At 61.3% G+C, this 14,881-nt stretch carries 5 protein-coding genes; 3 read left to right on the top strand and 2 right to left on the bottom strand.

The genetic code is table 11. The features are described 5' to 3' along the window. Positions 1–395: 395 nt before the first annotated feature. Positions 396–7,247: an InlB B-repeat-containing protein gene (locus K7R21_RS00885; RefSeq protein ID WP_224981338.1), complete on the bottom strand. Its 6,852-nt coding sequence runs from the start codon at positions 7,245–7,247 to the stop codon at positions 396–398. Positions 7,248–7,820: 573 nt separating this feature from the next. Here K7R21_RS00885 and K7R21_RS00890 point away from each other — a divergent pair. The 3 genes from K7R21_RS00890 to K7R21_RS00900 all read left to right on the top strand — a co-directional run bounded on the left by K7R21_RS00890 (position 7,821) and on the right by K7R21_RS00900 (position 14,193). Then, positions 7,821–9,206 (top strand): sigma-54-dependent transcriptional regulator, encoded by a 1,386-nt coding sequence (locus K7R21_RS00890; RefSeq protein WP_224981340.1) that lies wholly within the window; start codon positions 7,821–7,823, stop codon positions 9,204–9,206. Between the two features lie 577 nt (positions 9,207–9,783). Beyond that, positions 9,784–11,415 (top strand): methyl-accepting chemotaxis protein, encoded by a 1,632-nt coding sequence (locus tag K7R21_RS00895; protein WP_224981342.1) that lies wholly within the window; start codon positions 9,784–9,786, stop codon positions 11,413–11,415. A 135-nt stretch (positions 11,416–11,550) separates the two neighbouring features. Continuing rightward, positions 11,551–14,193 carry a PAS domain-containing hybrid sensor histidine kinase/response regulator gene (locus K7R21_RS00900; protein ID WP_224981343.1) on the top strand — a complete coding sequence of 881 codons (2,643 nt, stop codon included), beginning with the start codon at positions 11,551–11,553 and terminating at the stop codon, positions 14,191–14,193. A gap of 94 nt (positions 14,194–14,287) precedes the next feature. Here the strand turns inward: K7R21_RS00900 and K7R21_RS00905 are convergent, their stop codons facing one another. Further along, positions 14,288–14,881, bottom strand: coding sequence for a YceI family protein (locus K7R21_RS00905; RefSeq protein WP_224981344.1), 594 nt, complete (start codon positions 14,879–14,881; stop codon positions 14,288–14,290).

The raw sequence follows: 14,881 nt of genomic DNA on the forward strand, positions 1-14,881 counted from the left end.
TGCAAACTACATGAGATCCCCTTGGCCGCCGCCGACTCCCGCGTCTGGACGCAAAAAAGCCGGGGCTGAATATCGTGTGACATTTCGGCAACCCGGCTGTCTCTTTCCGCCCCATCTTAACGAATTGTCTCGTATTATCGTCCATCGGAAATATGTCTGTAAAACAGGCTTGCACTCTTAGATACTTCCTCGTCAAGGTTAATCGCGGAAGGAAGACTGGCAAAGCGATAAACCATATGCATGAAAGCGTTCAATGTGCAAACCACTGCCGGATACGTCTGCGTGTCGGCGACACGGTCGAGATACGCACAAGGCGGCCCGGCAGGATGAACCTGCCGGGCCTAAGGGAGGTGCCGGGTGTGCCCCGGCACCAATCAGGGTGAGTGGAATACGGGTTAGGGAGCTATCAACGCAAAGGACGGGTCAATGGTGTGGTTCGCGTTAATGTCGCTGAAGGTGTAGGAAGTAAGCGGGCCTTGGAAAACGCCGTCCACCTCCACGTTCAGCACCTTGTACCCCGCGTCTGGAGTGATGGTGTAGGTAATGCTTTCACCGCCATTTACAATGGTTTTCCCGGCCGGGGTAATGGTGCCATTGGGTTCCGTGACGGCGTTGATAGTATAGGTGTTCTCGGTGAAGGTTACCGCAATGTCATGGTTTGCTGCGATCTTGCTGAAGGTATAGCTGGACGGAGTCCCGACGGAGTTGCCGTCCACGGTAACAGCGGCGATGCGGTACCCGCTGTCTGGCGTGAAGGTGAAGGCCGGGCTGGTCCCGGTAAGCACGCTCACGGCCCCGGAGGGGGTGATAGTCCCTCCTGCCCCGGCACTTGCCGTCACCGTGACTGTGGGATTCGCCTCAAAGATCGACTCGATCGTGTGGTTTGCGGTGATGTTGGTGAAGTTGTAGCTCGTCACCGGTCCCACGGATGTACCGTCGACCAGTACATCCTTCACGTGGTACCCCGGGTTCGCGGTGATCGTGCAGTACTGGCTGGCACCGTAGGTGGGGTACAGCGGATAGGCCGGCGACATCGAGCCGTTGGCGCCGATGATCGGGGTTATCGTGAAGGTTTGCAACCTGAACGTGGCGCTCAGGACGTGGTTCGCGGTGACGTTGGTGAAGGTGTAGGTATAGGGTGCGGTGGGGCCCTTCGCCAACGGTTTCCCGTTATCTCCGACCGATACGATCAGGTAGCCGAGGTCCGGGGTTACCGTGTACATGGGGCTGTCCCCCCCTTTGGCGACGGTGACATTGGCGGAAGGAGAGATGCTCCCTCCTGCTCCGGCGGTGGTACTGATGATGTAGGAATCGAAGGTGAAGGAAACCGTGATGGTGTGGTCCTGAGCGGAGACGTTGGTGAAGGTGTAGCTGTTCAGCGCTCCCTTGGAGACGTTGTCCACCACCACGTCGGCAACGCGGTACGCTGCCGCAGGGGTGAAGGTGAAGGTGATGCTCTTGCCGGAAACGACGGACACTGCTCCGGCAGGGCTAATGGTGCCGTTGTCACCGGCAGTCGCGGTGATGATTACGGTGGGGTTCAGCCCGAAAACGGACTGGATGGTATGGTCAGCGGTCACGTTCGTGAAGGTGTAGGTGGACACGGCGCCAACCGACACGCCATCCACCAGGACATCGGTCACGTGATACCCGGGACTTGGCTGAATGGTGTACGTCGCGTTGCCGCCGTAGCCGATGTAGGCTGTGGTGTTGGGATAGTTCACGCCCCCCTCGCCCGCGGACTGGGTGATGGTGTAGGTGATCTGCGTGAAGCTCACACTAATGGTGTGGTCGGCCATGATGTTAGTGAAGGTATAACTATCGGCCGCTCCCTTAGATGAACCGTCGACGACGATGCTGGCCACTTTGTACCCGAGTGCAGGGGTGAAGGTGTAGGTGAGCGATGCACCCGGGGCGATGTTGGTGGTGACGCCTGAAGGCGTGATGGCCCCGTTAGCGCCGGCGGCAGCAGTGATGGTGTAGACATTGAGCGTGAAGGAGACCGCGATGGTGTGGTTGACCGCGGACACCTTGGTGAAGGTGTAGCTGGTGAGGGCCCCTTTGGAGACGCCATCGACGACCACGTCGGCTACCCGGTACCCGGGCGCCGGTGTCATTGTGTAGGTTACGTTGCTGCCGCTCAGCACGGAGCTGTCACCTACAGGGCTGATGCTGCCGTTAGGCCCAGCGCTGGCGGAGATGGTGATGGAGGCGTTTGCTTCGAACTTGGCCTCTATGGTGTGGTTTGCGGTGATATTGGTGAAATTGTATCCGTCCACCGGCCCAAGCGAGGTGGTGCCGTCGAGCACGACGTCGCCGATGTGGTATCCGGCGGCGGGCGTGAACCGGAAGTAGTAACTCGACCCGTAGGTCGGGGAAACCGGGTACGCCGGCGAGATGGTGCCATTGCCGGTGGCAATGGGGGTAAGGGTGAAGGTAGCGAGCTGGAAGCTCGCGGTAAGCGTGTGCGCCTTAAGGACGTTGGTGAAGGTGTAGGTGTACGGCGCTGCAGGGCGCCTGGCGATCTGTACCCCGTTGTCCCCTATGGATACAATGACGTAACCGGTATCCGGAGTTACCGTATAGACGGGGCTGTTGGCTCCCTTGAGGACATTGGTGGTCCCTGCGGGGGTGATATTTCCGCCCGAGGTGGTCGTGCTGGCGGTGATGGCGAAGTAGTCAACCCCGGCCACCAGCGGTTCGAAGCTGGCGCTGATGGTGTGGTCAGCAGAGACGCTGGTAAAGGTGTAACTTGACAGCTTGCCGGCGGAGACGCCGTCCACCTGCACGTCCGCGATCCGGTACAGGCCGATGGGGGTAATGGTGTACGTTATGCTCGCGCCACTGTTCAGTACGCTCTCCCCTACCGGGGTGATGCTGCCGTTCGCATCGGCAGAGGCTGAAATGCGGTAGGTTATCGGAACGAACGCCGCCGTGAGGGAGTGGTTTGCCGTAACGTTGCTGACGGTGTAGCTCTGGACAACGCCGAGTGACTTGCCGTCAAGCTGGACATCAGCAATCCGGTAGCCGGCAGCAGGGGTGATGGTATAGGTGACGCTGCCTCCGTAGGGGACCTCGCTGGTGCCGGCGGGGGTCACGTTTCCGTTTGCCCCGGCTGTCGCAATCACTTCGTAGGTCTTGATGGTGAAGGATGCGGTGATGGTGTGGTTGGCTGTGACGTCGACGAAGCTGTAGCTCGTTATCGGCCCCATGGCAACACCATCGACGGTGACCTGGGCAATGTCATATCCCTGGGCGGCTGCGATACTGTAAACCGGGCTGTTTTCGTGGGGATAGAGCACGCTGTCACCTGCGGAGCTGATGCTCCCTCCGAAGCCGGCAGTGGCGGTTACGACGAAGTAGTCGAGGCTCGCCTCCAGCGGAGTGAAGGCGGCAGTGATGGTGTGATCCGCTGTGACGTTGGCGAAGGTGTAGCTTCTTAACGCCCCCACCGACTTGCCGTCGACGAGGACCGCGGCGACCTTATAGCTGTCGGTCGCGGTGCTGCCGGTGCTGGGGGTGATGGTATAGGTGATGGAGGAACCACTGGCTATGCTGGTCGCCCCTACGGGCGTGATGCTCCCGTTGGTACCGGCGCTGGCGCTGATCTGGTACATGATGGGCGTGAAGGTCGCGGAGATGGTGTGGTTAGACGCGACGTTGACGAAGGTGTAGCTGGTGACGGCGCCGACGGAAGAGCCGTCCACCAGGACGTTGGCTACCTTGTAGTTCGGCGACGGGGTGATGGCGTAGCTATGGGTGGAGCCGCTGACGACATCGGTGGAGCCCGCCGGGGTCACGCTGCCATTGGCGTCCGCGGCGGCAGTGATGGTGTAGATGATGGGGGCGAAGGTCGCCGCGATGGTGTGATCGCCGGTGATGTTACTGAAGGTGTAGCTCGTGGTGGCGCCCACTGACTTCCCATCGACGACGACATCGGCGATCTTGTAGTTGGGGAGCGGCGTGATGGCGTAGACCGCGCTGGTACCGCTGTTCACCTCCCTCGGTCCCACCGGGTCGATGGTGCCGTTGGGGCCGGCGCTAGCCGTTACGGTGTAGACGATGGGGGTGAAGGTTGCGGCAATGGTGTGGTTGGCGGCGATGTTTTCGAAACTGTAGCTTGACACCGCGCCTACGGAAAGTCCGTCGACCTGGACATCGGCAATACGGTAGTGTGCATCGGCGAGGATGGCGTAGACCTTGGCGGTGCCGCTGTTTACGCTGCTAGCTCCGGCCGGATCGATGGTACCGTTTACCCCAGCTGTTGCCGTGATCGTGTAGACAATGGGGGTAAAGGTGGCGCTGAGCGTGTGGCCGGCACTGATGTTGGTGAAGCTGTAGCTCGTAACAGGCCCAACCGAGGCCCCGTCGACGAGCACGTCGGCCACCGTGTAGTTGGCGGCGGCGGTGATGGTGTAGCTTTGGTCGGAACCGGCGTTGACCCCCAAAGCCCCGGCGGGGTCGACCGTTCCATTGGGCCCGGCGCTGGCCGTGATGGTGTACACGATGGGGGCGAAGGTGGCTGCAATGGTGTGGTTAGCGGTTACGTTGGCGAAGCTGTACGTCGCCACCGGCCCCAGGGATACACCGTCCGCTACCACATTGGCCACTTGGTAGTTGGCTGCGGCGCTAATGGAATAGCTCTGGCTGCTACCGCTGTTCACTTGGGTAGTCCCGGCGGGGGTGATGCTCCCGTTGGCTCCAGCAGTGGCCGTGATGGTGTAGATGATGGGGGTGAACGTTGCGGCAATCGAGTGGTTGGCGGTGATGTTTTCGAAGCTATAGCTTGTTACCGCACCTACCGAAACGTTGTCAACCACGACATCGGCCACCTTGTAGTTGGGGGCGGCAGTGATGGTATATATCCGGCTCGTGCCGCTGTTGACACTCGTCGTTCCTGCTGGGCTGACACTCCCGTTGGGGCCTTCAGTGGCCGTGATGGTGTACACGATGGGAGTGAAGGTGGCGGCGATGGTGTGGTTTGCGTTCACACTGAAGAAGGTGTAGCTTGTCACCGCCCCAGCGGAAACGCCGTCGACGACGACGTCAGCCACCTTGTAGTTCAAAGCGGGGGTGATGGTGTAGCTCTGGTCAGTGCCGCTTTTGACCCCGGTTGCCCCCTCGGGGGTGATGCTCCCGTTGGCGCCGGCGCTTGCCGTCACGGTATAGACAATAGGGGTGAAGGTGGCTGCGATGGTGTGGTTCGCGGTCACGTCGCTGAAGGTGTACGAGGTTACCGCCCCCACCGAGGTGCCGTCGACGACGACGTCCTTGACCTGGTAGTTTGCGGCGGCGGTGATGGTGTAGCTCTGGTTTGAACCGCTGGTGACACTGGTTGGCCCTTCCGGCGTGATGGTTCCGTCGGGTCCAGCCGTTGCGGTAATGGTGAAAACTGATCGGGCGAAGGAGGCGGTGATGCTATGATTCGCCGTCACATCGGTGAAAGTGTAGTCCGTGACCGCACCGACCGATGCGTTGTCGACGATAAGGTCCTGAATGGCGTACCCGGCAGCCGGGGTCGCGGTGAAGGATTGGCTGTTCCCGGTCTTGACCGAGACTAGTCCGGAAGGGGAGATGGAACCGGTGGCCGGGTCAGCAACTCCTGCAGTTATGGTGAAGGCGCCATCGAGGGCGAAGGTCGCCGAGATGGTATGGGATTCCTTGACGTTGGTGAAGGTGAACGTGTCAATGGCCCCGAGATCGTTACTGCCGTCTACCAGCACGTCTTCAATGTGGTAGCCGGTATCGGCAGTGATGGTGTAGGTCAAGTTTCCGAATCGGTCCACCAAGGTTATTCCCGCGGGGGAGATGGTCCCGTGGGGGCCAGCCGTTGCGGTAATGGCAACCTGGTTTGCACTGCCGGATGCTGTGACACCGGTGCTCTTCAGTTTGACCAGCCGGTTGTCGTTCATGGCCACGCTGCAGACGGTCCCCGACGTGGAGTCGCACCCTGACCACCCCAGAAACTGGGAGTTTTCCGAAAGGACCGGCGAGAGGTTCACCATAGTGCCGGCGGGGAACCACTGGTTGCAGGTACCTGAACATTTCTCACCGGGGGAGAACCCGACGGTGACGTCATCATTTCCCACCATATTCAGCAGGAGCTTGTAGGTTTTCTTCGGCAACTCCGGGTTGAAAATCTCTGCGCTACTCGCTGCGGAAAGGCCGTTCCAACCGCCAGTGATAAGGACGGTTCCGTTCTGAAGAAGGATGGCCGAGTGAACGTCGCGAACCGAGGTCATGTTTACCGTGGGGACAAAGGCCGCGCTGGCGGGGTCGAAGACCTCGGCACTGTTTAGGTAGCCTTTCTCGTCGCGTCCCCCGGCAACCAGGACCGTGCCGTTGGGCAAAAGGGTGGAGGTGCAGTCGGAGCGCCCTGAGCTCAGTGCAGAGACTGCGGTGAAACTGCCGGTGGCGGGATCAAAGACCTCCGCGGTTTGCAAGATGTTGGCCCCGTTGCGTCCGCCGACGATCAGTACCTTGCCGTCTGCGAGCAGCGTGGCGGAGTGGGCGGAGCGAGGTGTGGTCATGGAACCGGTGACTGCGAATTTACCGGTAGTGGGGTCGAAGATTTCTGCCGTTGCGACGTAGACGTCGTCTTGCAGGCCGCCGGTGATCAGGACCTTGCCATTTTGCAGTAAGATTGCGTTCTGGTTAATCCGCGGCGCGGATTTGGAGGGAAGCGCGACAAAGGAGTCAGTCTTGGGATCGTAAATTTCGGCTGTCGTTGCCGGTGCGTTTCCCGTGGTGCCGCCCGAAATAAGTACCTTGCCGGAGGGGAGCAGGGTGCTCGAGTGTCCGATACGATCGAGGGGTGTTCCTTTGGTCTTGTTGAAGACGCCGGTGGCGGGATCAAATATTTCGGCAGCGTTTACTGTCTCCAATCCATTGCGTCCCCCGACAATGAGGACTTTTCCGTTTGCCATGAGGGTGGCGGAATGATCCTTGCGGGGAAAGAGCATAGGGCGTGCCTTGGAAATAGCTCCGGTCTTGGGGTCGTAGATGTCGGCGGAGTTGAGGCACGAGGTGTCGTTGTAGCCACCGGCGATCAAGACCTTGCCGCTTGGCAGCAGCGTGACGGAGTGGCCGTAACGCATCGACCCCATCTCGGCCTGGTAGGTGAAGTTTTGCGCCAGCGCCGGTTGTGCCGTGAGAGTGACAGCGCATAGGGTAAGAATCAACAGATTGAGCAAAAGCCGAGGCCAGTCGGCAGTTTTGCCGTACCATCTACACCGTGCAATATCCATTCGTGTCTCCTGTTAAATAGTTTAAATGTGACTAAATTGAGTAAGCTGGTTTAGCAGTAAACATGCCAATGTAACGGTGTTCTGTAGGAAGAGTGTTTGTTGTCCATCCGAGCTAGGGATGTAGCGCATGGCAGTTGGGGGGCAAATGGGACTCTGGTTCAGCCTAAAGGCGGATTATTTTTCTATCTATTCCGTACCAGCTCAAAGTCTCAAAGGCAGCACCGGCAGGGTACACGTAAAGTTTTGCGAATTTTTTGTGTCGCAAAACCTTAGTTATTAAATGATTAAAACGTAATCGAATATTTTAATTAGTTGATATGTCGCTTGTTTTTGGTAACTAAAGCCCCCGGTGAAAAAACTGTGCTCTCCGCCACTTGACGGCATAACAATTTTTAATTGGAGAGTTTACCGATACGACTCCAACGGAGACGAGCTGGACGCCGTTGCGCGAACCCTTCTGCACCCCGCCTGAGTGCTTTTTCCTGTACTGCATTACGCCATTACACCATCGGCTCAAGCTCTGCCTGCACCCTGCCGATAAGACAGGCAATCTCAACCGCGCGGAGCCATCACATGCCTCACACCACCAACATACTTGCCGTCGATGACGAGCCCGTATTCCGCTTCCTGCTGGAGCGCCAACTGCGCGAGATCGGCTACAACGTACTGACCGCGGCCGACGGGCTACAGGCGCTGGAGGTCCTCGAGCAGCAGGCGGTCGACCTGGTGCTCTCGGACCTGATCATGCCCCGTTTGGACGGCCTGCAACTGATCGGTATGGTGCAGAAGCTCTATCCCGCGACGCCCGTCATCGTGATCACGGCGCACGGCAGCGTGGAGAGCGCCGTGGAGGCGATGCGGCGCGGTGCCTACGATTACCTGGAGAAGCCCTACAACCCGGACGACCTGCGCATCACCATCCGTCGTGCCCTGGATTACCAGCGCGTGGTGCAGGAGAACGAGCAGATCAAGGGGCTGTTGACCGAGCGCTACACCTTCCAGAGCGTCGTCACGGTGAACCCCGCCATGAAGCAGGTGCTGGAGCTGGCTTCTCGGGTCGCCGCGGCGCGGCAGACCACGGTGGCGATCTACGGCGAAAGCGGTTCGGGTAAGGAGGTGCTGGCGCGGGCGATCCACTTTGCCGGCAACGGGCTTCCTGCCGAGTTCGTTGCGGTCAACTGTGCCGCCATTCCCGAACACCTGATGGAGAGCGAGCTCTTCGGGCACGTGCGCGGCGCCTTCACCGGGGCCGACCGCGACCGTGAGGGGAAGTTCAGCCTGGCCAGGAAGGGGACCATCCTTTTGGACGAGATCGGGGACATGCCGCTCTCCCTGCAGGCTAAGCTGTTGCGGGTGCTCCAAGAGCGGGTCTTCGAGAAGATCGGCAGTAACACCCCCATTCCGGTCACCTGCCGCGTCATCGTCGCCACCAACCGCAGCTTGGCCGACCTGGTCGCGGCGGGGCGGTTCCGGGAGGACCTGTATCACCGGATCAACGTCTTCCCGCTGACCATCCCCCCTTTGTGCCAGAGAAAGGATGACATCCCGATCCTTTGTGGTCACATCCTGGAGCAGCTGCGCCAGCACCTGGGCAAGCCGCTGCCGGGGATCTCTCAGCAAGCCATGGACCTGATGCTGGAGTACCGCTGGCCGGGCAACGTTCGGGAGCTGCGCAACTGCCTGGAGCGGGCCGCCATCCTGACCGACAACGAGATGATCCGTCCCGTCCACCTGGGGCTTACCGGCGCCGCTCCGGAGGCGGTGCAGGAGGCAGGCGGAGATACGGGTGGCGCCGATGCGAGCCGCGTGAGCTATCATCTCACCCTTCCCGTCGAAGAGCTTTCTCTCGACGCATTGAACGAGCAGATCCTGGAAATCACCCTGGAGCGTTGCGGCGGCAACAAATCCAGGGCGTCTCAACTGCTTAAGGTTAACCGTAAGGCCTTTTACCGCAGCTGACCCCGCCTCGATTCGTCCTCCTGGCGCTGTTCCCTCTGTCTTTGGCTCTTCCGGAATTACTCAACTGCATCTTTATCCAGCAACCGTGCACGGCACAGGTGTTCCCCTTTGCGAATGCCGTCGTACAGCCGCGAACCGTGGAGTAGGGTGCCCACGAGGCGCTGTACGTGCACTTGGCCTCAGCTTGCGAAGGCTCACGCAGCAGATCCGAGACATGGATGTGCTGGCCATTAACCACTGCAGATGAACAAGAGTCCTCCCCTTTGCGAAAGGGGAGGACGCGGGGGCTCGTGCTGCGCTACGTGGACACAGATCCTCCCTTGATTTACCGGATGCATCTCTGCCGCGGGCAGGCGGATGTCCCGCTCGCGCACACTCTGTCCCGCTGCGGGACAACCGGGATGTCCCGATTTTGTTCAACGTGCCGGAATAACGCCGGTTATGTTTTTGGCACCGGCTATGCTCATACAAGATCAAGGTGGTCCTAATTGTCCCGCATGGGACAGGGCGACGGTACCGGCCACCAACCTCCCTCCGGGGGGGCTGCCGCCACTACTTCAGACACGGGAGACATGACATGAAAACGATCAGAGATCTTAAAGTAGGGGTCAAACTGGCAGCAGGGTTTGCCTGTGTGGCCATCATAGCTGCGGTTATCGGGTACATCGGCATCAGGGTCACCAACAACCTCAACAGGGAAGGCAAAAGAACCTATGAGACGGTGACAGTCCCCCTGAGCCAGCTGGCGAGCATGGCAGTGTCCTTCCAGCGGGTGAGGATCAATGTGCGAGACGCCCTGGAGACGACCGATACGGTCAAGCGCAAGGAGTACGTGGATACCGCGGTAGCGCTGCGGAGGAAAATTTCCGAGCTGTCAGCTCAGTACGAGAAGACCATCGCTAGTGAGGAGGGGCGCAGGCTCTACAACGAGTTCACTGTGGCGCGTGCGGACTACCTCAAGTACGTGGACCAGATGTTCGAGCTCGATCGTGCAGGAAAGGGCAGCGAGGCTAAGGAGATTCTCCACGGCGTGGGCAAGGATGCCGCCCTTCGCCAGCAGAAACTGCTCGACCAGTTGATCCAGCTGAAGGAAACCCAGGGGCAGCACACCGCGCGCAAAAACGAAGAATCAGCCACCCAGGCCGCGAGGATGATAGCAACATTGCTTGCGCTTGGGCTCATCCTTGCGCTGGTGCTGGGCGTGGTCATCACGAAGCTGATCACCCGCCCGCTGGACAAGGCGGTGCAGGTGGCGAACCGGTTGGCCGAGGGGGATCTGACCGTCGAGGTGGTGGTCGATTCCAAGGACGAGACTGGCCAGCTTCAGCAGGCCATGGGGCACATGGTGCAGGGCCTGCGGGGCCTGGTGTCACAAACCGTGCAGATTTCCAGCAGCATCGCGTCCGCTTCGACCCAGTTGCAGGGTACCTCCGCCCAGATTGCCACCGGCGCCGAGGAAGTCGCTTCCCAGACCGGAACCGTGGCCACCGGCAGCGAGGAGATGGCCGCTACCAGCGCGGACATCGCCCGCAATTGCGTCCTGGCCGCCGAGGCATCGCGCCAGTCCACCGAGTCCGCCAACCAGGGGGCCAAGGTGGTGCAGGAAACCATCGTCGGTATGGAAGAGATCGCCGGCCGCGTGCGCAGCACCTCGAAGACTGTTGAAGCGCTCGGGCATCGTTCCGAGGAGATCGGCGACATCGTCGGGACCATCGAGGATATCGCGGATCAGACCAACCTCTTGGCCTTGAACGCCGCCATCGAGGCGGCCCGGGCCGGCGAGCAGGGACGCGGCTTCGCGGTCGTGGCCGACGAGGTGCGGGCGCTGGCCGAGCGGACCAGCAAGGCGACCAAGGAGATTGGCACCATGATCAAGGCGATCCAGGACGAGACCCGCGAGGCGGTGCGCGCCATGGACGAGGGGGTGCAGGAGGCCGAGAAGGGTGCCGCATCGTCGCAGCGCTCCGGCCAGGCACTGGCAGAAATCCTCAGGTGCATCAGCGAGGTGTCGCTGCAGGTGAGCCAGATCGCCACCGCCGCGGAAGAGCAGACCGCCACTACCACCGAGGTCACCTCGAACATCCAGCAGATCACCGACGTGGTGCAGCACACCGCGAACGGTGCCGAGGAAACCGCCATGGCAGCTGCACAGCTGGCCCAGCAGGCAGACGAACTGCAGACGCTGGTCTCCCGCTTCAGGGTTGTTTAGTGCCCCAGCTGAAGGAAAACCGGGAACCGCGACATTGCCCTCAAGGGCGGCGCGGTTCCCCCCGAAATAAGAACTACGTCCCCCGGATCGGAGCGATGGCGACCGAGACAGGTTGAAACATACAGAGGTGGCGTCATGAACGCGGAACGCAGCCTGAAAATAACCATAGTAAGTACGCTGGCGCTGGTGGTCCTGCAGGGGGGACTCACCTGCCTTTTCCTGGAAAAGCTGAGGGGAGGGGCTGCCGGCCTCGACCTGAGGCAATCGGCCCTGCTGCTCATCGCCGTCGCCTGCACCGTCTTCGGATGGTTCTTGGCCTGGCACTACATGGTCCGGCGCGATGATCCCGGTGTCGCTGAGAGCGGGCCGCACGCCTCACTGCTGCTGCAGTCGGTCGAGGAGGGGGTGGTTTCGGTGGATGGCACCGGGTACGTCACCTTCGCCAACCAGGCCGCTCACGAACTGCTGGGGTACCGGGAGGGAGAATTGGTGGGGCGGGACCTGCGCGAGGTAATGCACCACGGCCAATCTCCCCACTGCAGTCATTGCGCCAAGGAGAGCTGCCTGCTGAACTCCGCCTTCGCCGGCGGCAGCCGGCAGCGTTCACGCAACGAACTGCTCTGGCGCAAGGACGGCAGCTCCTTCAGCGCCGACTTCAGTAGCAGCAAGCTGGCCGGTGGCAGGCGCCCCGGCGCAGTACTCACCTTCCGGGACGTCAGCGCACGGCGGGAGTTCGAGGACCGGTTGCGGCTGCAGGGTGCGGCGCTTGAGGCGGCGATGAACGGCATCATCATCGCCAACAGGCAGGAACGGATCATCTGGGTGAACCAGGCGCTATGCCGGATCCTGGGGCGCACCCCAGAGCAGTTGCTCGGCAAGGATCCGCGCTCGCTCTTCAGCACTGATGGCGACCCCGACGTCCTGGCAGGGCTTGTCGAGAGCCTGGAGGAGAGGCACCCCTGGCAGGGCGAACTGGCGGGGCGCCGCGGCGACGGGACCGTGCTGGAGCAGGAAGTAACGGTTACCCCGGTCCTGGACGAGGCCGGGGAGCCGACCGACTTCATCTGGATCATGCTGGATATCTCACAGCGCAAGGCCAGCGAGGCGGCGCTCCAGGAGAGCACCCGCATGCAGGAAGAGGCCAACCGGCAACTGGTCAGGACGGTGCAGCGCGCCAACGAGTTGGCGGTCAAGTCCGCCCGCGCCTCCGCCGCCAAGAGCGAGTTCCTGGCCAACATGAGCCACGAGATCCGCAACCCCATGAACGCCATCGTCGGCGCGGGGCACCTGCTGCAGGGGACAGAACTCACGCCGCGGCAGAACGAATACCTGCAGACGCTGATGGTCTCGGCGGACCTCCTGTTGGGGATCATCAACGACGTGCTGGACTTTTCCAAGATCGAGGCGGGCAAACTCATGATCGATCGGATCACTTTCTCGCTGCAGGACGTGGTGGCCGAACTGTTGGCGGTCTACGCGCCCAGGGCGCGTCAGCAGGGGGTCGACCTGCGCGTCGAACTGGACGCCCAGATCCCGGAACTGCTGATCGGCGACCCGATGCGGCTTGCCCAGATCCTCAACAACCTCTTGAGCAACGCCCTCAAATTCACCCGCCACGGCAGCGTACAGCTCGCGGTGAAGCTGGCGCGCAAGGAGCCGGGCTCCGCCGAACTGATCTTTGCGGTACGCGACTCCGGCATAGGCATCCTGGCCGAGGACCAGGTCCAGCTGTTCCAGGCCTTCACCCAGCTGGACGGCTCGATCACCCGCAGCCACAGCGGGACCGGCCTGGGGCTCGCCATATGCAAGCGCCTAACCGCCATGATGAAGGGCGAGATCTGGTGCGAGAGCATACCGGGGCTCGGGAGCACCTTCTCGTTCTGGCTCCCCTTCTGCATCGCCTCCGCCGACAGCAAAGTGGAGCGGAAGAAGGGCACGGGCTTCACCCGGTTCCGGCAGCAGCGGGTACTGCTGGTCGAGGATAACCCGTTCAACCAGAAGGTGGCGCTTGCCCTCCTGGAGCGGGGTGGGTTGCAGGTGACGGTTGCCGGCAATGGCGACGAGGCGGTGGACTTGGTGAGGACCAAAGAGTTCGACCTGGTGCTGATGGATGTCCGGATGCCGGTAAAGGACGGACTGACTGCCGCCCGGGAGATCCGGGCGCTGGACAAGCCGGGGACGGAATCGCTACCCATCCTGGCGGTTTCCGCCAACGCCATGGACGACGACGTGGCGGCGAGCCTCGCGGCCGGCATGAACGGGCACATCGCCAAGCCGTTCACGCCAGACTCCCTCTTCGGCGCCATCGCGGTCTGGCTCAATGGCCAGGGGCGCACCTCGGCGGGCGAGGAGGAGCAGGTCGAAGAGCGGCCGACGGTGGCAAAAGTGGACTTCGAGACCGGTGTGCGGCAGACCGGCGGCGACCGCAAACTTTACCGCGACCTCTTGAGGCAGTTCGAGCGCGAGTACCAGAACCAGGGGGCGGAAATCGAGCGCGAGATACGGGCCGGCAACAAGGAGGAGGCGGCTCGGCTCGCCCATTCGGTGAAAGGGATCGCCGGGGTCCTGGCGGCGCAGCCGTTGCACGGGGCCGCGCAGCGGCTGGAGACCGCCCTGAAAGGGGAGGGGGATCCGACCAGGGTGCTCGCCGACTTCCGCGAAGAGTTGATAGGGACCATTGCCTGCCTGCAGGCCGAGGGGTGGCAGAACCTGACCAGCAGCACCCCACGCCGGCCGACGGAGGCGAGCGCCGATAGCCCTTCCAGGGTCAACGCCTGAAGCTCTTTTAGATCACGGGAGGGAAAACGACGAAAGCGCCTGTTCCAGAAGGAACAGGCGCTTTTCTTTTGGGGACAACGGTCGTGCCGCGGGTTTACTTGGCCTTGATCATCTCGATTTCGAGGTTGATGTCGACGTCTTCGCCTACCGCGACGCCGCCGGTTTCCAGCATAGCGTTATAGACCAGGCCGAAGTCCTTGCGGTTGATCTTGGTGCTGGCGGTAACGCCGCTTCTCAGGTTGCCCCACGGGTCCTTACTCTCTTTGGCCGGTCCTTCCACGTTGAGCACCACTTCCTTGGTGACGCCGTGCAGGGTCAGGTCGCCGGTTACTTTGAGCTTGTCCTTGCCGGCCTTGGCCACCTTCTTGGAGGTGAAGGTCATGGTCGGGTACTTGGCGACGTCGAAGAAGTCGGCACTTCTTAAGTGCTCGTCACGCTTGGCCACGTTGGTGTTGACCGAAGCGGTGTCGATGGTGACGGAGACCTTGGACTTGGTGATGTCCTTGTCGTTGATCTCGACGGTCCCCTTGTGCTTCTCGAAGTTCCCTTTCACATTGGAAACCATGAGGTGACGTACCTTAAAGCCGACGTAGGAGTGGTCGGGGTCGATGTTCCAGGTGGAGGCGGAGGCGAGTACGGGAAGTGCCAGGGCGGCTACTGCGGCTATGGTTGCGATGGTCCTTTTCAT

The organism is Geomonas agri (assembly GCF_020179605.1).
Classification (GTDB): Bacteria; Desulfobacterota; Desulfuromonadia; order Geobacterales; family Geobacteraceae; genus Geomonas; species Geomonas agri.